General features: G+C 70.6%; 19 protein-coding genes. 11 read left to right on the plus strand and 8 right to left on the minus strand.

Annotation, left to right across the window (positions count from 1 at the left end):
• Nucleotides 1-18: 18 nt before the first annotated feature.
• Genes ACFZCP_RS19695 through ACFZCP_RS19710 form a run of 4 tightly spaced genes read left to right on the plus strand, consistent with a single transcriptional unit; the run spans nt 19 to nt 4062 of the window.
• Nucleotides 19-1848 carry a glycoside hydrolase family 15 protein gene (locus ACFZCP_RS19695; protein ID WP_391428291.1) on the plus strand — a complete coding sequence of 610 codons (1830 nt, stop codon included), beginning with the start codon at nt 19-21 and terminating at the stop codon, nt 1846-1848.
• Nucleotides 1835-3262, plus strand: coding sequence for an MFS transporter (locus ACFZCP_RS19700; RefSeq protein ID WP_391428292.1), 1428 nt, complete (start codon nt 1835-1837; stop codon nt 3260-3262). Before ACFZCP_RS19695 ends, ACFZCP_RS19700 begins: the two co-directional genes overlap by 14 nt.
• Before the next feature lie 13 nt (nt 3263-3275).
• Nucleotides 3276-3752 (plus strand): DUF6325 family protein, encoded by a 477-nt coding sequence (locus ACFZCP_RS19705; protein ID WP_362697615.1) that lies wholly within the window; start codon nt 3276-3278, stop codon nt 3750-3752.
• A gap of 4 nt (nt 3753-3756) precedes the next feature.
• The gene (locus ACFZCP_RS19710) at nt 3757-4062 is read left to right on the plus strand and encodes an SHOCT domain-containing protein (protein ID WP_391428293.1); all 306 of its coding nucleotides are present in this window, start codon (nt 3757-3759) and stop codon (nt 4060-4062) included.
• 77 nt (nt 4063-4139) lie between these two features.
• On the opposite strand, the gene ACFZCP_RS19715 is transcribed toward ACFZCP_RS19710, so the two are convergent.
• Nucleotides 4140-4547, minus strand: coding sequence for a PPOX class F420-dependent oxidoreductase (locus ACFZCP_RS19715; RefSeq protein ID WP_362697621.1), 408 nt, complete (start codon nt 4545-4547; stop codon nt 4140-4142).
• Between the two features lie 208 nt (nt 4548-4755).
• Between ACFZCP_RS19715 and ACFZCP_RS19720 the strand changes: the two genes are divergently transcribed.
• A complete protein-coding gene (locus tag ACFZCP_RS19720) occupies nt 4756-5550 on the plus strand; it encodes an oxidoreductase (protein WP_391428294.1) in 795 nt (264 codons plus the stop codon).
• Here the strand turns inward: ACFZCP_RS19720 and ACFZCP_RS19725 are convergent.
• Together ACFZCP_RS19725 and ACFZCP_RS19730 are read right to left on the minus strand one after the other, a co-directional pair.
• Nucleotides 5537-6181 carry a hotdog fold thioesterase gene (locus ACFZCP_RS19725; RefSeq protein WP_391428295.1) on the minus strand — a complete coding sequence of 215 codons (645 nt, stop codon included), beginning with the start codon at nt 6179-6181 and terminating at the stop codon, nt 5537-5539. The genes ACFZCP_RS19720 and ACFZCP_RS19725 overlap by 14 nt on opposite strands.
• A 53-nt stretch (nt 6182-6234) precedes the next feature.
• Nucleotides 6235-6531 (minus strand): putative quinol monooxygenase, encoded by a 297-nt coding sequence (locus ACFZCP_RS19730; RefSeq protein WP_391428296.1) that lies wholly within the window; start codon nt 6529-6531, stop codon nt 6235-6237.
• Nucleotides 6532-6644: 113 nt separating this feature from the next.
• Between ACFZCP_RS19730 and ACFZCP_RS19735 the strand changes: the two genes are divergently transcribed.
• Nucleotides 6645-7601, plus strand: a complete 957-nt coding sequence (locus tag ACFZCP_RS19735) for a helix-turn-helix domain-containing protein (protein ID WP_391428297.1) — start codon at nt 6645-6647, stop codon at nt 7599-7601.
• 14 nt (nt 7602-7615) lie between these two features.
• On the opposite strand, the gene ACFZCP_RS19740 is transcribed toward ACFZCP_RS19735, so the two are convergent.
• Together ACFZCP_RS19740 and ACFZCP_RS19745 are read right to left on the minus strand one after the other, a co-directional pair.
• Nucleotides 7616-10162, minus strand: a complete 2547-nt coding sequence (locus tag ACFZCP_RS19740; protein WP_391428332.1) for an amino acid permease — start codon at nt 10160-10162, stop codon at nt 7616-7618.
• A 214-nt stretch (nt 10163-10376) separates the two neighbouring features.
• Nucleotides 10377-10733 carry a carboxymuconolactone decarboxylase gene (locus ACFZCP_RS19745; RefSeq protein WP_391428298.1) on the minus strand — a complete coding sequence of 119 codons (357 nt, stop codon included), beginning with the start codon at nt 10731-10733 and terminating at the stop codon, nt 10377-10379.
• Between the two features lie 343 nt (nt 10734-11076).
• On the opposite strand from ACFZCP_RS19745, the gene ACFZCP_RS19750 reads away from it, so the two are divergent.
• Together ACFZCP_RS19750 and ACFZCP_RS19755 are read left to right on the plus strand one after the other, a co-directional pair.
• Nucleotides 11077-11523, plus strand: coding sequence for an SHOCT domain-containing protein (locus ACFZCP_RS19750; protein ID WP_391428299.1), 447 nt, complete (start codon nt 11077-11079; stop codon nt 11521-11523).
• Between the two features lie 135 nt (nt 11524-11658).
• A complete protein-coding gene (locus ACFZCP_RS19755) occupies nt 11659-12096 on the plus strand; it encodes a hypothetical protein (protein WP_391428300.1) in 438 nt (145 codons plus the stop codon).
• Between the two features lie 115 nt (nt 12097-12211).
• On the opposite strand, the gene ACFZCP_RS19760 is transcribed toward ACFZCP_RS19755, so the two are convergent.
• On the minus strand, nt 12212-14647 hold the full coding sequence (locus tag ACFZCP_RS19760; RefSeq protein WP_391428301.1) for a SpoIIE family protein phosphatase: 2436 nt from the start codon (nt 14645-14647) through the stop codon (nt 12212-12214).
• A gap of 377 nt (nt 14648-15024) precedes the next feature.
• Between ACFZCP_RS19760 and ACFZCP_RS19765 the strand changes: the two genes are divergently transcribed.
• Entirely contained in the window at nt 15025-15264 is a 240-nt protein-coding gene (locus ACFZCP_RS19765; protein ID WP_391428302.1) for a hypothetical protein, read from the plus strand.
• 540 nt (nt 15265-15804) lie between these two features.
• On the opposite strand, the gene ACFZCP_RS19770 is transcribed toward ACFZCP_RS19765, so the two are convergent.
• Entirely contained in the window at nt 15805-17922 is a 2118-nt protein-coding gene (locus ACFZCP_RS19770; protein WP_391428303.1) for a SpoIIE family protein phosphatase, read from the minus strand.
• 295 nt (nt 17923-18217) lie between these two features.
• Between ACFZCP_RS19770 and ACFZCP_RS19775 the strand changes: the two genes are divergently transcribed.
• Together ACFZCP_RS19775 and ACFZCP_RS19780 are read left to right on the plus strand one after the other, a co-directional pair.
• A complete protein-coding gene (locus tag ACFZCP_RS19775) occupies nt 18218-18889 on the plus strand; it encodes an enoyl-CoA hydratase-related protein (protein ID WP_391428304.1) in 672 nt (223 codons plus the stop codon).
• Nucleotides 18890-19130: 241 nt separating this feature from the next.
• Nucleotides 19131-19739 (plus strand): DJ-1/PfpI family protein, encoded by a 609-nt coding sequence (locus ACFZCP_RS19780; protein WP_391428305.1) that lies wholly within the window; start codon nt 19131-19133, stop codon nt 19737-19739.
• A gap of 68 nt (nt 19740-19807) precedes the next feature.
• Here ACFZCP_RS19780 and ACFZCP_RS19785 read toward each other — a convergent pair whose 3' ends face one another.
• Entirely contained in the window at nt 19808-20218 is a 411-nt protein-coding gene (locus ACFZCP_RS19785; RefSeq protein WP_391428306.1) for a VOC family protein, read from the minus strand.
• Between the last annotated feature and the right edge of the window lie 47 nt (nt 20219-20265).

Below are 20265 nucleotides of genomic sequence, written 5' to 3' on the forward strand. Positions count from 1 at the left end.
GCGGCGGAGGGAGTTCCCGTGACCCGGTACCCAGCGATCGCAGAGCACGGCATGATCGGCGATCTGCAGACGGCCGCGCTCGTCTCGTCCGACGGCACCGTCGACTGGTGGTGCACCCCCCGCTTCGACAGCCCGAGCGTCTTCGCCTCGCTGCTCGACGCCGAGCGCGGCGGACACTGGCAGGTGGCGGCGGACATGCCGGACGGGAGCGGGGTGACGGTCCGGCAGCTCTATCTGTCCGACACGGCCATCCTGGTCACCCGGTTCATGACCCCCGACGGCGTCGGCGAGGTCGCCGACTTCATGGAACCCCTCACCGCACGGACCCCGACGGACCGGCACCGTCTGACGAGGATCGCCCGGGTCGTGCGGGGCAGCCTGCCCTTCGCCCTGACCTGCCGGCCGCGGTTCGACTACGGACGGGCCCGGCACACCCTGGACCTGCCCGACGGCCACACCGCCGTCTTCCAGGGTCCCGGCACCGACCTCCACCTGCAGACCACCGACGACGTGGTGCTGCGGCCCGACGGCGACGACGTCACCGCGCGCTTCACCCTGACCGCCGGGCAGATGGCCGCCATGACGCTGACCAGCGCGGCGAGCGGCTCGGCCGTTGCGCCGCAGCCCTCCATGGCGGACATCTACGACGCAGGGGAGAGATGCCGGGACTTCTGGCAGTCGTGGCTGAGGTCCAGCAACTACCGCGGACGCTGGCAGGACATGGTCAACCGGTCGGCGATCACCCTCAAGCTCCTCACCTACGCGCCCACCGGAGCCCCCGTCGCCGCCGCCACCATGGGGCTGCCCGAACAGATCGGCGGCGAGCGCAACTGGGACTACCGGTACACCTGGGTCCGCGACGCCTCGCTGTCCGTCCGCGTGCTCATCGACCTCGGTTTCGCGGAGGAGGCGCACGCCTTCCGGCACTGGCTGCGCGAACGCGTCGAGGCCGGCGGAACCGCCTCCGGGGACCCCCTGCAGATCATGTACCGCGTCGACGGCGAACCCCATCTCACCGAGGAGATCCTCGACCACCTGGAGGGCTACGCCGGTTCACGGCCGGTGCGCGCCGGCAACGCCGCCGCCGACCAGCTCCAGCTGGACATCTACGGCGAGGCCTCCGACGCGCTGCTGGTCGGCGGGGACATCGGCGCGCTCCGCGGCTGGAAGGCGCTGTCCAAAGTGCTGGACTGGCTCGCCGACCACTGGGACGAGCCGGACGAGGGCATCTGGGAGACCCGCGGAGGCCGGCAGAACTTCACCTACAGCCGGCTGATGACCTGGGTGGCGTTCGAGCGCGGCGTCCGCGCGGCCACCCGCTTCGCCCGCCCCGCGGACGTCGCGCGCTGGACCGCCGCCCGGGACGCCGTCTTCCAGCAGATCGTCGAACGCGGCTGGCACGACAAGCGCCAGGCCTTCGTGCAGCACTACGACACCGACGTCCTGGACGCCTCGCTGCTGCTCATGCCGCGTGTCGGCTTCCTGTCCCCGCACGACCCGGACTGGATCAGCACCCTCGACGCCATGGACGAGGAACTGGTCAGCGACAGCCTCGTCTACCGGTACGACCCGGCGGCCTCCCCCGACGGACTGCGCGGCTCCGAGGGCACCTTCAACCTGTGCAGCTTCCTCTATGTCGAGGCGCTCGCCCGCGCCGGCCGGCTCAACCAGGCCCGGTACGCCTTCGACAAGATGCTCACCTACGCCAACCCCGTGGGCCTGTTCGCCGAGGAGATCGGGCCCTCGGGCGAGCAGCTCGGCAACTTCCCGCAGGCGTTCACCCATCTCGCGCTGGTCACCGCGGCCATGGCCCTCGACGAGGAGCTGGGCAGGCGTGACGGTGGCTGAGCGGACCGCTTCGGCCGAGCCGCCGGGAACGCGACGAGCGCTGGCGGCCCTGGCCCTCGCCCAGTTCATCTGCAGCTTCGCCGGCTCCAACATGAACGTGATGATCAACGACATCAGCCGGGACCTGGACACCACCGTCCAGGGCGTACAGGTGGCGATCACGGTCTTCCTGCTGGTGATGGCGGCCCTGATGATCCCCGGCGGCAAACTGACCGACCGTTACGGCCGCAAGCGCTGCTTCCTGACCGGCCTGGTCGTCTACGCCGTCGGCGCCCTGCTGAGCGCGGCGGCCCCGGGGCTCGGGGTCCTCATCCTCGGCAACTCGATCCTGGAGGGCGTCGGCACGGCCCTGCTCATCCCGCCCGTCTACATCCTCACCACGCTGATGTTCACCGACCTGACCGCACGGGCCCGCGCGTTCGGGATCATCATGGCGCTGGGCGGCATCGGGGCGGCCGCGGGACCGCTGATCGGCGGACTCATCACGACGGGCATCAGCTGGCGGGCGGCCTTCGTGTTCCAGGCCCTGGTCATCGCGGTGATCGTCATGCTCAGCCGGCGCATCGAGGACCCGCTGCCCCCCGATCCGGACCGCTCCTTCGACACCGGCGGAGCGATCCTGTCGGCGGTCGGCCTCGTGCTCGTCGTCATGGGCATCCTCGCGGCCGACAACAGCCTGTGGCTGACGGTCGTCCTGCTCGCCCTCGGTGTGCTCGTGCTCGTGTGGTTCCTGCGTTCGGCGCGCGCGAAGGAGGCCTGTGGCGAGGAGCCGCTGCTCTCGCTGAGCCTCTTCCGCAACCGCACCTCGAACCTCGGGCTCGTCACCCAGAACGTCCAGTGGCTGATGCTCATGGGCACGTCGTTCACCGTGGCGGCCTATCTGCAGGTCGTGCGGCACTACGACGCCATCGAGACCGGCGTCGTCTTCACGGCGGCGACCCTCGGGCTGCTCGCCACGTCACTGGTCGCCGCCCGCCTCGCCGCGCGCCGCTCCCAGCGGACGCTGATCATGACGGGCTTCGTCGCCGCCGACGCGGGCGTGGTGGTACTGATCGCCCTGGTCGCGGCCTTCTCGTCCGGCTGGGCCTTCGTCCCCGGGCTGCTCCTGATCGGACTGGGCCTGGGCGTGATGCTCACCCCGTCGGTCAACGTGGTCCAGTCGAGCTTCCCCGAACAACGGCAGGGCGAGATCTCGGGCCTGTCCCGCAGCGTGTCGAACCTCGGCTCCTCCTTCGGCACCGCCATCGCCGGCACCATCCTCGTCTCCGGCCTCACCACCGGCGCCTACGCCGCGGCGATGATCACCCTGGCGGTCATCGGGCTCCTGGGGCTCGCCGCCGCGGCCCGCCTGCCGAAGACGGACACCGAACCGGCCGGTTGCCCACCGGGCACGTCCACCACCACCCACCCCTAGCGAGTTGACAGCCATGAGCGAACACAGCGAAAACCTGGACGAGATGGGGCCCGTCGACTACCTGGTCGTGGAGTTCCCGGGCCACCGCCTGACGGGCGAGGGCTTCCCGCTGCTCCTGGATCTGGTCGACCGCGGGATCATCCGCGTCCTCGACCTCCTGTTCGTGCGCAAGGACAGCGACGGCACGGTCATCGCGCTGGACCTGGGCGATCTGGAGGGAGACGTCGACCTGACCGTGTTCGAGGGCGCCTCCTCCGGGCTGCTGGACCAGTCCGACATCGACGACGCCGGTACGGCACTGGAGCCCGGCAACTCCGCCGCGATCATCGTCTACGAGAACCTCTGGGCGGCTCCCCTGGCGGTCGCCCTGCGACGCGGTGGCGCCCAGCTCGTGGCGGCCGGCCGCATACCGGTGCAGGCGCTGCTCGCGTCCCTGGAAGCCGTCGAGTCCCGCAACGCCGAGCACACGCCGGCGTCACCCAGGAGGTGAGAACATGCCCGGACTGCTGCGCGGTGTCGCCCGTACCGCGGTCGTCGCGGGAACGGCCACGGCCGTGTCCAACCGCGTCTCACGCCGTCAGGCCGGCCGCTGGGCCGCCCAGGCCGAACAACAGGCCGCTTACCAGCCGGCCCCGTCCCAGGAGGCCCCGCCGCCACCCGCACCGCCGCCCCCGCCGCCGTCCACCGAGGACGACATGACCGCCAAGATCAACCAGCTGAAGGAGCTGGGCGACCTCCGTGCCCAGGGCATCCTGACGGACGAGGAGTTCGCCGCCCAGAAGCGCGCGATCCTGGGCTGACCCGGCCGGGGCACCTCGGCCCTCACTCCGGCCGCACGGGGGCCGCTCACGGCGGGCCGACCGGTCTCGGGTGCGCCTCAGAGGGAACCGACGACCTTGCGCGGGGTGATGCGGACGACGACTCGTTCCGCGTCGTCCTTCGACGCCGGGTTGAACTCCGCGTAGGCCTTGCCCGTGTACTTGCGGGACAGCTCGTCGATCAGCTGCGGGCCGCCCTCGGTGGTCATGGTGGCCGTGCCCCGGATCTCGGCGTAGGTGTACGGCGCGTCCGGCGGGTTGATCATGACGGTCACGCGGGGGTCCCGGCGGAGGTTCTTCTCCTTGCGGCGTCCGACGGTCGTGGAGACGAGCAGGTCGTCGCCGTCGCGCTTGACCCAGGTGATCGTCTGCTGGGGACTGCCGTCGGGCTGGACGGTGGCCAGGCACACGAAGAGCGGATGGTCGTCGAGGAGAGCCTTGAGGTCGTCCGAGAGCTGAGCCGACACGGCGCGGGTCCTTTCCTTGACTGTCCCTGTCCCAAAACGGCCTGCTCAGCCTAGGAGATCGCCTCGGTCCCGGCGGTCCAACTCGCCCACCGGTGAACGGATGCACCCTCCGGGGCCGGCCGTGGGCGGCCGTCCTGCTCCCTGAGCCGGAGTCACCGGCTCCGCGTACGCTCGACATATCCGGTGATCAACGACGAAAAGGGGCGCCATGGACCTCCAGCTCACCGACCGGGTCGCCGTCGTCACCGGGGCGAGCAAGGGCATCGGCCTCGCCATCGCCGACGCGTTCGCCCGCGAAGGCGCACGGGTCGTCACCGGCAGCCGGAGCATCACTGCCGAACTGGAGGCGCTCCACGCGGACCACGGCGTCACCGCGGTCCCGGTCGACCTGTCCACCCCCGAGGGGCCGGACACGCTCGTCCGGCTCGCCGTGGAGCAGTACGGCAGGGTCGACGTCCTGGTCAACAACCTGGGCACCGCGACGTCCCGGCCGAGCTTCCTGGACGTCGACGACGCCGAGTGGCAGCGGATCTTCGACATGACCCTGTTCAGCGCGGTGCGGAGCAGTCGCGCGGCGCTGCCCCACCTGCTGGACGGGGACGGCGGTGCCATCGTCAACATCAGCTCCATCAACGCCCGTCTTCCCTTCCCCATGGTCGTGGACTACTCCGCGGCCAAGGCCGGGCTGACCAGCCTGACCAAGTCGCTGTCCGAGGAGTTCGCACCGCGGGGCGTCCGGGTCAACTCGATCGCCCCGGGCCCGGTCCGCACCCCTTTCTGGACGGCTCCCGGCGGCTTCGCCGATGCGACGGCGGCCCAGGCCGGCACCACCGCGCAGGAAGCCATCGACGTGGTCGTGCCGCAGAGCATGGGCATCTCCACCGGGCGGGTCACCGAAGCCCGTGAAGTCGCCGATCTGGCCCTCTTCCTCGCCTCCCCGCTCGCCGGGAACATCACGGGGGCCGAGTTCACGATCGACGGCGGCCAGGTCAAGACGGTGTGATCCCCTCCCCCTCCGCCGCCCCCTCCGCCGCTCCCCTCCCCTGCGGCGCGCTCCCCTCCCCCTCCCCGCCTGCCTCCTCCTGCGGCGTCGGGCCGCCGGTCGCCGAGGGCGGGCCCGTGCGCCCGGGTCCCATGACCGCGCACGTGGTGGTGCCGTGGGCGTAGAGCTTGCCGTCGGCCGTGCCCACGACGCGGGCCTCGGCTGTGGCCGTCGTGCGGCCCACATGGACGGTGCGGCCCTCGCAGCGCAGTGCCGGCGTTCCTGCGAAGACCGGCCGGACCAGGTGGATGTTGAGCTGCATCGTGGTGTAGACGCGGCCCCTGGGCAGGGCGGCCGCGATCGCACTGCCCAGGGCGGAGTCGAGCAGCGTGGCCACGAACCCGCCGTGCACGGTCCCCATCGGGTTCAGCAGATGCTCGCCGGGATCACCCTCGAACACCGCCCGTCCCTCGTCGGCCTCCACCAGGCGGAAGCCGAGCGTCCCCCCGATGGGCGGATCGGGCAGCTCACCCTTGAGGATCTTCTGGAGCAGTTCCAGACCGGACGCGTCGCCGGCCTCGGCCCAGGGGACCGGCCGCCGCCAGGTGTGGGTGCGGGAGCGTATGTCGTGGGGGTCCGTGGTCGCTGTCACGTCGGTTCTCCCTCTCTTCGTCCTTCTGTCTCCGACCGCTCGGGCCGGCCCCGTCAGGAGACCTTGGCGCCGAGCAGTTCCACGGGCGTGATGACGGGAGGCGAGCTGAGCAGGGTCTCCGCGGCGCCCCTGAGCGCCGCGGCGATCCGACCGTGCAGATGCGCCTCACGTCCCGCCTCGTCCTCGAAGGTGTCGAAGACACCGAAGGTGGTGGCGTCCTGGCGGAAGGCGAACCAGGTGACCGTGTGCTGTTCCTCCTCGGCCAGCTTCACCGCGCCGCGCAGCATCGCCTCGACCTCGTCGGCGTGTTCCGCCTTGGCCTCGATGCGCGCCAACAGACCGATCTTCATCGTGATGACTCCTCTGGTCGCGAAGTGCCGGGCTTCCGGCACACGGCGAACGTATGCCGTCGGCCGATCAGCCCATCAGTGGCAGAAACGACTCCATTGATATGGTTTCCGTCATGGACGTTGCGGTTCTCGTGTACGACGGAGTGTTCGACTCCGGGCTCTCGGCCATCCTCGACGTGCTCGAAGGCGCGAACGCGATGAGCGGGGAGATCGCCCACCCGCCGACCTGGAACGTGACGAAGGTCGGCTTCCGCCCGCAGATCCGCACGGGAGCCGGGCATCTCGTGACGGCCCGGCCGGCCGACCGTGCGCGTTCGGCGGATCTGCTGATCGTTCCCGCGCTGGCCGAACGCCGGCCCGAGGCCCTCGTCGACCACGTCGCCGGGGAGGCGTCGCTTCCCGTGCGGGAGCTGATCGCCAGGACGTGCGCACGCGGCACTCCGATCGCCTCGGCGTGCACCGGCACGTTCCTGCTCGCCGAGGCGGGAGCACTGAACGGCCGCCGGGCGACCACCAGTTGGTGGCTGGCGCCGGTCTTCCGCACCCGGTATCCGGCGGTCGAGCTCGACCAGAGCAGGATGGTCGTCGCCTGCGGCGACATCACCACGGCGGGCGCGGCCTTCGGTCATGTCGACCTCGCCCTGGCGATCGTGCGCGCGAGCAGTCCCGCCCTGGCCGACCTGATCGCCCGCTACCTGGTCGTCGACGAACGCCCCTCGCAGTCCGCCTACACCATCCCGAGCGCGCTGGCGCAGAGCGACCCGACCGTCGCGGCCTTCGAGCGCTGGGTGCGTGCGCACCTGGCCGAGCCGATCAGCATCCCGGAAGCGGCCAAGGCCCTCGGCGTCAGCGAGCGGACCCTGCAACGCACCGTCCAGCGCGTGCTCGGCACCTCCCCCGTCCGCTTCGTCCAGGACCTGAGGGTCGAACACGCCGCCCACCTGCTGCGCACCACCGGCCTGTCGCTGGAGACGATCTCCCGGAAAGTCGGTTACGAGCATGCCAACACCCTGCGCGTGCTGCTGCGCGACCGCACCGGCAAGACCACCTCCGCCCTCCGCAGCTCCTGACCGCACGGGAGCTCCTACCCGCCGTCCGGCGGCGGCAGGTCCTGCTCGGTCCAGATGGTCTTGCCGGTGGAGGTGTAGCGCGTACCCCAGTGGTGGGTCATCTGGGCGATGATGAACAGGCCCCGGCCGCCCTCGTCGTCGCTCGCGGCGTGCCGCAGGTTGGGTGTGGTGTGGCCGGTGTCGGAGACCTCGCAGATCAAGGTCCGGTCGCGGATCAGGCGCACTTGGATCGGGCCACCGACGTAGCGGATGGCGTTGGTGACCAGTTCGCTGACGATGAGCTCGCTGGTGAAGGACAGGTCGTCCACGCCCCACTCGTGCAGCTGCTTGCTGACGGCGGAGCGGATGGTGGCCACCGCCGCCGGGTCGGGGAGCAGCGCCCACTCGGCGAACTGGTTCTGGTCGAGCAGGCGTGTGCGGACCACGAGCAGCGTCGCGTCCACGTCCACCGGGCCGGGCAGCAGCCTGGTCACCGCCCGGTCGCACAGGTCCTCCAGAGAGCTCCGGTCGCCGGCGAGGACCTGGGACAGCTGTGCGAGCCCGGCGTCACGGCCGTCGGTCGCCTGCAGGAGGCCCCCCGTGAAGAGGGCGAGGAGACTGCCCGGCGCGAGCTCCAGCTCCATGCTCTGGTAGGGCGGGCCGCCGATGCCCAGCGGCGGCCCGGTGGGCAGCTCCGGATAGTCGACGACGCCCGTGTGCGGTTCGACGACAGCCAGCACCGGCTCCCCGGCCCGGGCCAGGCTGCATCTGCCCGAGACGGGGTCGTACACCGCGTACAGGCAGGTCACCCCCAGCGCCTCGTCGGCCCGCGGCTTCCTGCGGCCCGGGCCGTGGCCGACCCGTCCCTCGTTCGCGGTGTGCTCGACCAGGTCGTCCAGGCGGGACAGCAGTTCGTCGGGGCTCAGGTCCAGCCGGGCCAGGACGCGCACCCCCGTGCGCAGGCTTCCCATCGTGGCCGCGGCGCGCAGTCCGTGCCCGAGCACGTCCCCGACGACCAGGCCGACCCGGGTGCCCGACAGGGGGATGACGTCGTACCAGTCGCCGCCCACCCCGGACCCGCTGTCGGCGGGCATGTAGCGGCTCGCCGAGTAGACGGCGGCGTGCGGCGGCAGGCGGCCCGGCAGCAGGCTCCGCTGGAGCTTGAGGGCCACGCTGTGGCCACGGGTGACCACCGGCATCAGCAGGAGACCGATCAGCAGGGCTCCCAGGCCCAGGACGGTGACCCCGCCCGTCCTTCCGATCAGCGGCAGGTCGACGCTGGTCGTGCCGTAGTTGGGGTTCGCGTAGACGACGAAGGTGGCGTAGAGGAACAGCAGGAGCATGAACAACCCGCCGAGCCCCGGCAGCACGCCCTTGAAGACCAGGTCCCTGGTGCTGCGGGTGAGGACCTTGCGGTGGTACCAGACGCAGGCGAAGCCGGCCAGTCCGTACTGGAAGGCGATCGCGAGACCGACCGAGTCGATCGAGTCGGCCAGGACGTTCCGGCTGAACGACGTCAGCAGGAGGAACAGGGCGATCGAGGCCACTCCCATGCCCACCGTCCCCCAGGTCGGGGTGAGGAACCTGCGGTGGACCCGGGCGAACCGGGAGGGGAGGGCCTTGTGGACCGCCATGGAGAAGACGGTCCTGGCCATGGGCAGGATGGTCGTCTCGGCGGAGGCCAGCGCGGAGGTCAGCACCATCAGGATCAGCAGTCTCGACAGGACCAGCCCCGTCTGGTCGGCCCCGAACACGGCTTCGCCCAGCCCGGAGAACACATTGTCGGAGTTGTTCGTGTTGCCGAGCCCGATGCCCGAGGCGCCGACTCCCGCGAAGGCCTGCGCCGAGGTGGACACCAGCCCGTACATGACCAGGAGCAGCACGGTGGAAAGGATCGCGGCACGCCCGGGGACGCACGTGCTGTCGACGGTCTCCTCGTTGACCGAGAACGCCGTGTCCCAGCCCCAGTAGATGAAGACCCCCGCGAGGACGCCCGAGGTCAGAGCGTTCACCGAGGGCACCTCGAAGGGGTTGAACCAGGAGGCGGAGACGTGGATCGCCGTCGGGGGCGGGTCGGTGTAGACCCTGACCAGCGCGGCGACGGCGAAAACGACCAGCATCAGCACTTCCAGGCACAGCAGCCAGCGCTGGACGGCGGCCGAGAACTCGATGCCGACGTAGCAGATCACGGTCAGCAGGACGATCCAGACGACGCCCGCCACGGTGGTCCACAGCCGGCTCTCCGCCAGACCGACCTGGCCGACCAGCCGGAAGCCGTAGGAGGCGGCGATCTGGGCGAGGCTCACCATGACGATGATGTTGGCGACGATGAGGCCCCAGCCGCCCATCCAGCCGGTGCGCGGTCCGAAGGCGCGGGTGGCCCAGGTGAAGGTGGTCCCGCAGTCGGCGTTGCTCGCGTTGAGCTCCCGGAAGGCGTACGCGACCAGCAGCATCGGGATGAACGCCAGCATGGTGACGATCGGGGCCTGCAGTCCGACCCCGGCCACGATGATGCCCAGCGTGGCGGCGAGGCTGTACGCCGGGCCGGTGGAGGCCAGCCCCATGGCGACCGAGGAGAACATGCCCAGGGCGTTGTTCTTGAGCCCTTTCCGGCCGGGCCCCGTTCCTGGAGCGGGACGGTCGGCAGTCACGGCGCCGCCAAAGTGCCTCACACTTGATTCCAACGCGGGGCCACTCCCCTCCGCAACAGCGCGGCCGCGGCACCGGAGCAGCCGGTCACCCGGCCGGGGAGGAGCCTCGCGCCCGCGGGCCCTCCCCGGCCGGCAGGGCGGGTGCTCAGGAGGTGCTGCGGCTCTCGGCCTCGGCCTGGGCGATGGCCACCGCCTCGCTGTCGGCGAGTGCGATCGCGACGCCGAACGCCTGGGCGATGTGGCCTGCGGCGGACATGACCCGCGCGGTGCCCACGACGGGGGCGATGGCGACCAGGAGGTCCTGCAGCTGCTCGACCGTGAAGTCGGCCTTGATCGCGGGGTTGATGTGCGCCAGATAGGAGATCGACGGTGCGTCCATGGCCACCAGCGCGGCGATGCGGGTGAGGATGAGCGTCCGCTCGTCCATGTGACAGTGCTCGATGGAGTCGATGGTCATGGCGGCGATCGTCTCGAGCACGGGAGCGTCGGATGCAGTGGCCATGATGGGTCCGCCTTCCGGTGCGGTAGGGAGCGAACCGCCACCCGCTGAACGCGGAATCCCCCTGCGTGTACGGCGGTTGCCAGTCAAGCGTAGGGGCGCTCGGCCGGTGGCGCGCGTCGAGCCGGACGGCCGGGCCGGGCACGCCGTCACCGGACCGGGCACGCCCGTCGCCGGACCGGGGCAGGTGTGCCCGCCGCTTCCTCCGCGCCGCTCGTGCGCGCGTCCGCCCATCGCCCGCAAGCTCACCCGGACCGTGTGAGGCGGCCCGCCCCCGCCCTGCGCACAGTGGAGGCAGAACGCCGTCCGGGTGTGGGCCCGGGAGGGAGAAGAAGGGAAGACGCAGATGCCTCTCGCGTACGACTATCCCCTGCTGAGCGCCTTCTGGACCATGTTGTGGATCTTCCTGTGGGTCATGTGGTTCTTCCTGCTCTTCAAGATCGTCTTCGATATCTTCCGCGACGACTCTCTCAGCGGCTGGGGCAAGACCGGCTGGCTGCTGTTCGTGATCGTGCTGCCGTTCCTCGGGGTCCTCGTCTATCTGATCGCCCGCGGCAAGGACATGGGCCGCCGAGACGCGGAACAGGTCCGGGCGCGGCAGCAGATGTTCGACTCCTACGTCCGTGAGACGGCGAGCGGCGGCGGTCGCCCCAGCCCCACCGACGAACTGGTCAGACTGTCCGAGATGCGGGCCCGCGGCGAGATCACCCAGGAGGAGTTCCAGAGGGCGAAGAACCTGGTCCTGACCGACAACGCCCCCGTGGGCCGTGCCGCCTCGGTCCCCCACACCTGACCACCCTCGCGGCGCCCCGCCCACTGGGCCCCGCCCCACCGAGCCCCGCCCCACCGGGCTCTCGCCGTTCATCGGACGAAACCGCTGTTCATCGGAGACGACCGTCCGTCGGAGACAACCGATCGAGGCAGAGAGATGACCACGACACACACGACACGCACCCGCAAACAGCAGTGGGCGAGCGGGCTGATGCTCTTCGGCGCCGTCATGCTGTTGGTCGCCGGGGTGATCGACATCTTCCGCGGCATCATGGGAATCGCCCAGGACGACGTGTTCCTCGTGACACACGGCTACATCTTCCAGTTCGACCTGACCGGCTGGGGCTGGGTCAACCTGATCCTGGGCGCGGTCGCCGTGCTGGTGAGCCTGGGCCTGTTCCAGACGGCGAAGTGGGCACGGGTTGCCGGCATCGTCATCGCCGGGCTGGTCATCATCGCCAACTTCCTGTCCCTGCCGTACTCCCCCGTGTGGTCCACCCTGATGATCGCGTTCTCGGGAGTCGTCGTCTGGGCGCTGTGCATGGCGCAGCCCAGGGGCACCGGCACACGCCAGGAGGCCCCGCGCATCACCTGAGGCGCACATCGCCCGAGGAGTGCATCGCCCGAGGAACGCATCAACCGAGGAACGCGTCGCCCGAGGCGCACATTGCCCAAGGAGGCACGCGGGCGGCAGGGATTCGCCCGAGAGGTCACGCGGACGGCAGAGCCTGTTCCGTCCACACGGTCTTGCCGTCGTGGCTGTAGCGGGTGCCCCAGCGCTCCGTGAGCTGCGCGACCAGAAAGAGCCCGCGCCCGCCCTCGTCCGTGGTCAGGGCCCGCCGCAGATGCGGGGACGTGTGGCTGGAGTCGGAGACCTCGCAGATCAGGCAGTGCGTACGGATGAGGCGCAGGACGACGGGGCCGGCCGCGTACCGGTAGGCGTTGGTGACGAGTTCGCTGGCGACCAGCTCGGTGGTGAAGGCCAGGTCCGTCAGACCCCATTCCGCCAGCTTCGCCGTGGTCAGCTCCCTGGCGCGGGCGGCGGCGGTCGGCTCCAGGGGCAGCTGCCACGAGGCGACGTTCTCCGGCGGCAGCACCCGGGTACGGGCGACGAGCAGCGCGACGTCGTCGCTGGGGAGATAGTCCTTGGGCAGCAGCGCCTCGACCACGGCGTGACAGGTGCTGTCGAGGGAGTCTTCGGGGCGGGCGAGACATGCGCGCAGACTCTCCAGCGCGACGTCGATGTCACCGTCGCGTGCCTCCAGGAGGCCATTGGTGTAGAGCGTGAGCAGGCTGCCCTCGGGGAGGTCGAGGTCGTACGTCTCGAACGGCAGACCGCCCAGGCCGAGCGGTGGCCCTGCGGGCAGGTCGACCACGTCCACCTGACCGTCCCGCGTGGAGACCACCGGTGCCGGGTGACCGGCGCGTGCCATGGAGCAGTGCCGGGAGACCGGATCGTAGACCGCGTAGAGGCAGGTGGCCCCGAGCACCTGCTCGACCGTGGACTCGTTGTCGTCGGCGGTCGCCTCCAGCTCGCCGGCCAGCAGGCTGACCAGGTCGTCCAGCCGGGCCACGATCTCGTCGGGTTCGAGATCGAGGCTGGCCAGGGTGCGTACGGCCGCGCGCAGACGGCCCATCGAGGCAGCGGCATGGATCCCGTGGCCGACGACGTCCCCCACCACGAGGGCGACCCGGGCCCCGGACAACGGGATCACGTCGAACCAGTCACCGCCTATGCCCGGCTCACCGCTGGCCGGAAAGTAGCGGCAGGCCACGTCGACGGCCGGCAGGTCGGAGGCCACGCCCGGCAGCAGGCTGCGCTGCAGCGTCAGAGCGGCGTTCTGCTGCTGGGTGAAGCGGCGCGCGTTGTCGATGCAGACGGCCGCACGCGAGGAGAACTCCTGGGCCACCGCGACGTCGTCCTCCTCGAAGGGCTCCGAATGGCGCGCCCGCCACAGGCTCACGATGCCCAGCACCAGGCCGCGCGCCACCAGGGGCAGCACGATCAGCGAATGGACGCCGAGGCCCAGGGCGATCTCGACCCGCCGCCGGTCCATGGCGTACCACTCGGGGCGCAGGGACAGCCGCCGTTCGGCGATCGGACGGCACTCGGCCAGGCACCGCGCCTGCGGAGATTCCGGAAGGAGGGGAATCACCTCGCCCTCGTGGAAGGGGATCCGTCGTTCCGGGGGCGAGAAGGCCACGCGGATCAGTGGGCCTGAAGCACCGGGAGCCGGTTCGTCACCGAGCGTGACCGGCCGCAGAAGGTCCACCGAGCAGTAGTCGGCCAGGCCGTGGACGCCGACATCGGCGAGTTCGTGCGCGGTCTGCCTCACGTCCAGTGAGGTTCCGATCCTGGCGCTCGCCTCGTTCAGCAGGGCTAGCCGACGTTGGGCCTGGTAGCGGGCGGTGACGTCCTCGATCGTCTCGGCCACCCCGAGGACCCGCCCCGCCGCGTCCTCCATGCGGAACGCCGAGACGGACACCATTCGCTCCCGGCCCGGATCGTGGCGCGCCCGGGCGGACTGCTCCGTGAAGATCAACGGCTCTCCGGTCTCCAGGACGTGCCGCACCCGCTCCTCCGCCGGGCCCGCGTCCTCGTCGACCAGGAATTCGCCGGGCCGGTGGCCCACCGGCAGATCGGCCGGGACGCCGCTCGCCTTCTCCACCGCACGATTGATCCGGATCACCCTTCTGTCCGGTCCGTGGATGACCAGACCGATCGGAGACCTTCGGTACAGGCCGTCCAGCAGCGCACGGTCCCGCTGCCAGGCGACGACGTCCGCGGCGGGGGCACCGACCAGGACCCACTCCCGGTGCTCTCCTTCCCGGGTGATCGCACGGGCCCGGAAGCCCAGCTCCACACGCCGCCCGTCCCGGTGCCGGACGGGCAGGACCCCGAACCAGCCCCCGGTCCTCATGGCGACGGCGACGGCGGCTCGTGCGAGAGGCAGGTCACGCGCGTCGATCAGGAGGTCCGGCCACGCCCGTCCGATCACTTCCTTGGCCGGATAGCCCAGGAGTTCCTGCGCCCGTGTGCTCCAGCCGACCACGGTGCCGTGATCGTCGAGGACGGCCGAACCGCCGTGCCCGAGGGCGAACGGATCCTCCGGACTCTCGCTGAACAGCGTCGCAGGTGTCCCCATAGCCACCACCTTGCCTCCGTGCCTTCGATGGTCCTCCCCCTGGTCTCCGTCCGCGACTCTCCGTCCGTGCGCCGCAACCCGATGCGGGCACCCACGGCACTCGCACGACTACCCGAGGAAATCGCAACGAATGTTCCGGCCGCGGCCGGAACCGCGTCGAAAACAGCCGGAATTCAGGGAATTCCCATCGGGAAGGCCGCCGATATCCGCAGGGCGGCCGCTTCTCGCTCCCCTTCAGGCCCCTCGTTCTCGGTTCCCCGTTCTCGGTTCCCCCTTCTCGGTTCCCCCTTCCCCGTTGGTGCTCATTTCTTCGGTCAAGCGGGGGACATGGCTATGACCGGGCGCACCCTTTGATCATTCCGGTCGTTACAGCGAACATGCGAAAGATCATCATCACTGCCGCGGTCGCTTTGGCCACCATGGCCATGGCCGCTCCCGCAAACGCCGACACCGGCACCAACTTCGGCGGCGGCGTCACCGGCGGGAACAACTGGACCTTCTCACCGGCGCCCGCCTGCCTTTCGGGATCGCTCGGGGTTCCCATCCTGAGCGCCTACTTCCCCGTCTCCGCCAACAAGTGCGGAAACGGCAACGTGATCGACCACTTCGCCGGCTAGGCCAAGCGGTCCCCCACCCCCCAGCTCCCATCCCGTACGCCGTCGTCCCGCGCACCGTGGAGCAGGCGTGTCCACGGCGCGCACACGGAGCACGCCACTGCACGAACGGCGGCCCGGACACCACGGGCCGGTCCTGCTCGGCACTGCCGGGGCGACACCGTGCGGGATGGGAGCACTCCGTGCGAGGGAGGCAATACGATGCGCCGGGGTCCAGTTCCCTCCCCACGGCAGCAAGTTTCCTCCGAATGTCCGCATGGACCTTTTTGAGCTGCGCCTCGGGCGTGCCACTGTCGGCAGGAGTATCGAGCGCCGCGCGGGGCCGTTCACCCGAATTCAGATGAACTCAGGCGTGCTGAAGGGTGGTTGAAATAACGACGCTCGTGGTCACCACCGGCCGGCCGCATCCGGGCAACTGGCTCGGACACGAAGCCGAGCCCGTACGGCCGGCCGACGTTGCCGGTGCCATCGAGTTCGCTCTCGGCAGGGGCTGGACGCCGGCGGCCTTGGGCTCTCCGTTCCGCCTCGACCGGTCCGACGGGTTCACGTCCTCGCCCTGAACGGCGTGTCCGCCGGGCCGCCGGACCGTCCGGGCAAGGCTGCGGCCGGCAGAGCCTGCTCGGCCCAGACGGTCTTGCCGCCCAGGGAGTAGCGGACGCCCCAGTTCTGTGCGAGTTGGGCGACGATGAACAGCCCCCGCCCTCCTTCGTCGACGGTCTTCGCGTGGCGCAGGCGCGGCGCGAGGGCATTGCCGTCGTGGACCTCGCAGGTGAGTGTGCAGTCCTTGATGAGTTTCAGCTGCAGGGGCGGGGCGCCGTAACGGACGGCGTTGGTGACCAGTTCGCTGACGATCATCTCGGTGGTGTAGGCGGTCTCCTCGTCCACTCCCCAACGGGTCAGCTGATGCTGGGCGCGCGTGCGTGCGGCGGCGACAGCCTTGGGATGGCGGTCGAGCGGCCACACGGCGACCTGGTCGGCGGGGAACGTGCGGGTACGGGCCAGCAGCAAGAGGATGTCGCCGCGGTGGGTGGTGTTCCGCAGCCGGTAGAGCATGTCGTCGCAGAGATCCTGCAGGGGCCGGCCGGGCTGGGCCAGCACGCTCTGGAGGGTGTCCGGGGACGGGGAGGTGCGCAGGAGGGACGAGGTGTAGAAGGCGAGGACGCTGCCGTCGGCGACGGAGAAGGTGGTGGCGGCGAAGGGAGGGCCCTCGGCGCTGCCGAGCGGAGGTCCGGCGGGCAGGTGGAGGATCTCCGTCCTCCCGTCGGGATGGGCGATGACGGGCGGGGGATGTCCGGCCAGGGCGACGGTGCAGGTCTGGGCGAGCGGATCGCAGACCGCGTACACGCAGCTTCCCGTGAGCGGCATGGGGTCGCCGGGCGGCAGAGCCGCGCGTTCCTGGGCCAGGCTGATGGCGGTGTCGTTGAGGCGCGCGAGCAGTTCGTCGGGTTCCAGGTCGAAGGCGGCCAGGGAGTGGGTCGCGGTCCGTATCTGTCCCAGGGTGGTGGCCGCGTGGATGCCCTCGCCGGCGACTTCGCCGACCGTCAGTGCGGTGCGGGCGCCGGACAGGGCGAAGGTGTCGAACCCGCCGCCTCCGCCCGCCTCGGAGGGAATGTGCAGGTGCGCGGTCTCCACGGTGGTCCGGGTCGCGGGGCGGGGCAGCAGCACGTGGCGCTGGATGGTCAGGGCGATGGTGTGTTCACGGGTGAAGCGGCGGGCGTTGTCGATGCACAGCGCGGTGTGAGCGGCCACCGAGAGGGCGAGGGTGACATCGCCGCTGTCGTAGGCGTCCGCGTGGTCGGTGCGGTACAGGCTCAGCAGTCCCAGTACGGTGCCGCGCAGTGTCAGCGGTGCGGTGATCAGGCTGTGGGCACCGGATGCGCGGATCGCCTCGCCGCGCGGCGGGTCGGCCGCCAGCCAGGGTGTGTCGGGGCCCAGGGCGACGAGGCGGGGTTTGAGGTCGGCCAGCGACTGGGCGTAGGGCGTCGTGAAGGGCAGGGCGCGCACGTCACCCAGCGGATGGGCCTCGACCTGCCCCTCGCCGCCGCTGTGGCCGAAGGCGGCCCGGCGCAGCGGCACCTCGGGCCCCAGCGGGCTCGGTGGGGGGTTATCGCCGCGTACCACTGCGTCCACCACCTCCACCACGGCGATGTCGGCGAGGCAGGGCACCACCTCCCGCACGAGTTCCTCGCAGGTGGCCACCACGTCGAGGGTCTGTCCCACGTTGTTGCGCACCGCGCCGAGGATGCGCAGACGCGCGTCCACCTTTTCGCGTTCGGTGACATCGAGCATTTCCGCGAGAACCCCCCACACCTTGCCCTGCGTGCCCTGCAGCCGGGATGCCGAGACGGAGAACCGGTACTCGGGCCCCGGCGTCCCTTTCGCACGGACCCCCACCAGCTGCCCCCGTGCGGGAGCGCCGCTCTCCAGCACGCTCTCCAGCATGGCCTCCACCTCACCGGGTGCGGAAAGGTCGAACACCTCGGTGATGTGCCGGCCCGCGATCCGTTCGGGGGGCGCTTCGTACAGGACCGGCCCGGCGAGGCTGATCCGCAGGATCCGCAGTTCCGTGTCCAGGACCAGCAGGTTCGTAGGGGACTGGTGGAACAGGGCTTCGAGTACTGCAGCGTCGCCGGCGTGTGAGGCGACTTCGTTTTCCGCCACGGCAACCCACCTCCACTGTCCAGCCTGCTCCCGGCCGCTGTGCGCCGCTCCTTCGCCTCGCGGAACGCGTCCGGCGAGGCCGCAGGCGTGCGGGCCCGGACTCCTGCTGTCGAGCGCTCGCCGGTGCGGTGCCACAGTGGAGGAGTGGGTGCCTGCCACGGCCCGGCGATGTCCCGCCGCCGGCAACACCGTCGGGACCCTGCCGGTCCGGCTCCGCACCGGCCCAGGTGGCCGTCGCCGAATGAGTCGAGGTCCACCCGTACCCGGATGGACAGCACGACTCCCGGGAGTGCACATGCCTACCCTCGACCGCCAGGACAACGTCTTCGTGCTCGATCTCGGAGACGGTGAGAACCGCTTCCACCCCGACTGGATCGCCGCGGTCGACGCGGCACTGGACGAGGTGGAGAAGGCAGAGGGGCCGCGCGCCCTGGTGACCGCCGCGACGGGCAAGTTCTTCTCCAACGGCCTCGACCTGGAGTGGCTGGGCTCCCACGGCGACCAGCGCCGGAGTTATCGCCGCTCCGTCCACGAACTCTTCGCCCGTGTGCTGTCCCTGCCGATGATCACCGTGGCCGCCCTGCAGGGGCACACCTTCGCCGCCGGCGCGATGCTCTCCCTCGCGCACGACTTCCGCGTCATGCGCGCCGACCGCGGCTTCCTCTGTCTGCCCGAGGCCGACATCGGCATCCCGTTCACGCCCGGCATGGCCGCCCTGATCAGGTCCCGGCTGTCGCCGCAGACCGCGCACGAGGCCATGGTCACCGCCCGTCGCTACGGCGGGTCGGACGCCGCGGCCGTCGGCATCGTCGACCGGGCGGTGGACCAGGAGGCCGTACGCTCCAGGGCCGTGGAGATCGCCGAGGCGCAGACGAGCAAGGCCGGCGACACCCTGGGCACCATCAAGGCACGCGCCTACGCCTCGGTCCTGGCCGCCCTGCGCGATACGGCCAACCTGCTCGACTGACACCCCGGGCAGCCGACCGCCCGGGCCTGCCGTGCCGGTGCGGCAGGCCCTCCTCGTCCCGGACGGCGGACGACGTCGCCACCGGGGTCTCCGGGTGCGCCGACCGATGAGCCACCGCTCATGGATTGGCCATCGCCCCGGGCACAGCGCGTCTGGGACACTCCGATCCCTGGTGCCGTGTCGTGGGAACCCCGGTGCCATTGGTGTGAGGACCCCTGGTGCCGTGTTGTGAGGAGATCCCATGCAGGTAGCGGTGCTCACCTTCGACGGATTCAACGAACTCGACAGCTTCATCGCCTCCTCGCTGATCAACCGGTGCCGGAAGGACGGCCTGGAGGCGTTCATCACGACGCCCGCGCCGGTGGTCACGTCCATGAACGGCGTCGAGGTGACCGGGCAGCGCCCGATGGAGTTCGTGACCGAGGCCGACGTCGTGCTGGTCGGCAGCGGGGTGCGGACGCGCGACGTGGTCGCCGACGACCGGCTGATCTCCAGGCTGACGCTGGACCCGTCGCGACAGCTGATCGGTGCGCAGTGCTCCGGCGCGCTGGTGCTTGCCCGGCTCGGGCTGCTGGACGGCATGCCCGCCTGCACGGACAGGAAGAGCCGGCCCTTCGTCGAGGCCTGCGACGTCACCGTGCTGGACGCGCCGTTCCATGCCGAGGGGAACATCGCCACGGCGGGCGGCTGCCTTGCGTCCCAGTATCTCGCCGCGTGGGTGATCACCCGCACGCTCGGGGAGGATGCCGCCCGCGCAGTCGTCGACTACGTGGCTCCGGTCGGCGAGAACCGGGAAACCGTCGAGCGGGCCATGCGTGCCGTCCGCAGCGGCGAGTCCGTACTGCACTGAGGCCCGCGCCGACCACTGCGGCCCGCGCCGACCGCAGCGGCCGGCGTAGGCCTCGTCGGCTTTCCGGGTCACGCGGGCAGGTTCAGTTGCCAGGAGACCCCGAACCGGTCGTTGACCCAGCCGAACCTGGGGCTGAAGCCGTACTCCCCGAGCGGCATGAGTTCCGTGCCCCGATCGACGAGGGCCGTGTAGAGGCGGTCGATCTCGGCCTCGTTGTCGCACTGCACGAAGAACGAGATCGCGGGTGTGAAGGTGAAGCCGTGTTTCGCAGGGCTGTCGATGCACATGTAGTGCCCGCCGGCGAGCGAGAACGTCGCGTGCTGCACGCTGCCCTCCTCGCCGGGACCGTCGGAGCCGTAGTGGGTGATGCTGACGATCTCGGCGTCGTCGAAGAGCGAGACGTAGAAGGTCATGGCTTCTTCGGCGTTGCCCTCGAACATCAGGAACGTGGTGATCTTCTGCGACGTCACGATCTCCATGCCACTTGCTCCTCGGTACGGTCAGGCAGTCGACACGTGGCTCCACG

The organism is Streptomyces sp. NPDC007971 (assembly GCF_042958635.1).
GTDB lineage: Bacteria > Actinomycetota > Actinomycetes > Streptomycetales > Streptomycetaceae > Streptomyces.

Excerpts from the sequence above, each read along its gene's own strand:
- ACFZCP_RS19705 (WP_362697615.1), top strand. The coding sequence starts at position 3,276 with ATGAGCGAACACAGCGAAAACCTGGACGAGATGGGGCCCGTCGACTAC.
- ACFZCP_RS19785 (WP_391428306.1), bottom strand. The coding sequence starts at position 20,218 with ATGGAGATCGTGACGTCGCAGAAGATCACCACGTTCCTGATGTTCGAG.
- ACFZCP_RS19755 (WP_391428300.1), top strand. The coding sequence starts at position 11,659 with ATGACCACGACACACACGACACGCACCCGCAAACAGCAGTGGGCGAGC.
- ACFZCP_RS19775 (WP_391428304.1), top strand. The coding sequence starts at position 18,218 with ATGCCTACCCTCGACCGCCAGGACAACGTCTTCGTGCTCGATCTCGGA.
- ACFZCP_RS19730 (WP_391428296.1), bottom strand. The coding sequence starts at position 6,531 with ATGAAGATCGGTCTGTTGGCGCGCATCGAGGCCAAGGCGGAACACGCC.
- ACFZCP_RS19765 (WP_391428302.1), top strand. The coding sequence starts at position 15,025 with ATGCGAAAGATCATCATCACTGCCGCGGTCGCTTTGGCCACCATGGCC.
- ACFZCP_RS19710 (WP_391428293.1), top strand. The coding sequence starts at position 3,757 with ATGCCCGGACTGCTGCGCGGTGTCGCCCGTACCGCGGTCGTCGCGGGA.
- ACFZCP_RS19735 (WP_391428297.1), top strand. The coding sequence starts at position 6,645 with ATGGACGTTGCGGTTCTCGTGTACGACGGAGTGTTCGACTCCGGGCTC.
- ACFZCP_RS19780 (WP_391428305.1), top strand. The coding sequence starts at position 19,131 with ATGCAGGTAGCGGTGCTCACCTTCGACGGATTCAACGAACTCGACAGC.
- ACFZCP_RS19720 (WP_391428294.1), top strand. The coding sequence starts at position 4,756 with ATGGACCTCCAGCTCACCGACCGGGTCGCCGTCGTCACCGGGGCGAGC.
- ACFZCP_RS19745 (WP_391428298.1), bottom strand. The coding sequence starts at position 10,733 with ATGGCCACTGCATCCGACGCTCCCGTGCTCGAGACGATCGCCGCCATG.
- ACFZCP_RS19760 (WP_391428301.1), bottom strand. The coding sequence starts at position 14,647 with ATGGGGACACCTGCGACGCTGTTCAGCGAGAGTCCGGAGGATCCGTTC.
- ACFZCP_RS19740 (WP_391428332.1), bottom strand. The coding sequence starts at position 10,162 with ATGTTCTCCTCGGTCGCCATGGGGCTGGCCTCCACCGGCCCGGCGTAC.
- ACFZCP_RS19750 (WP_391428299.1), top strand. The coding sequence starts at position 11,077 with ATGCCTCTCGCGTACGACTATCCCCTGCTGAGCGCCTTCTGGACCATG.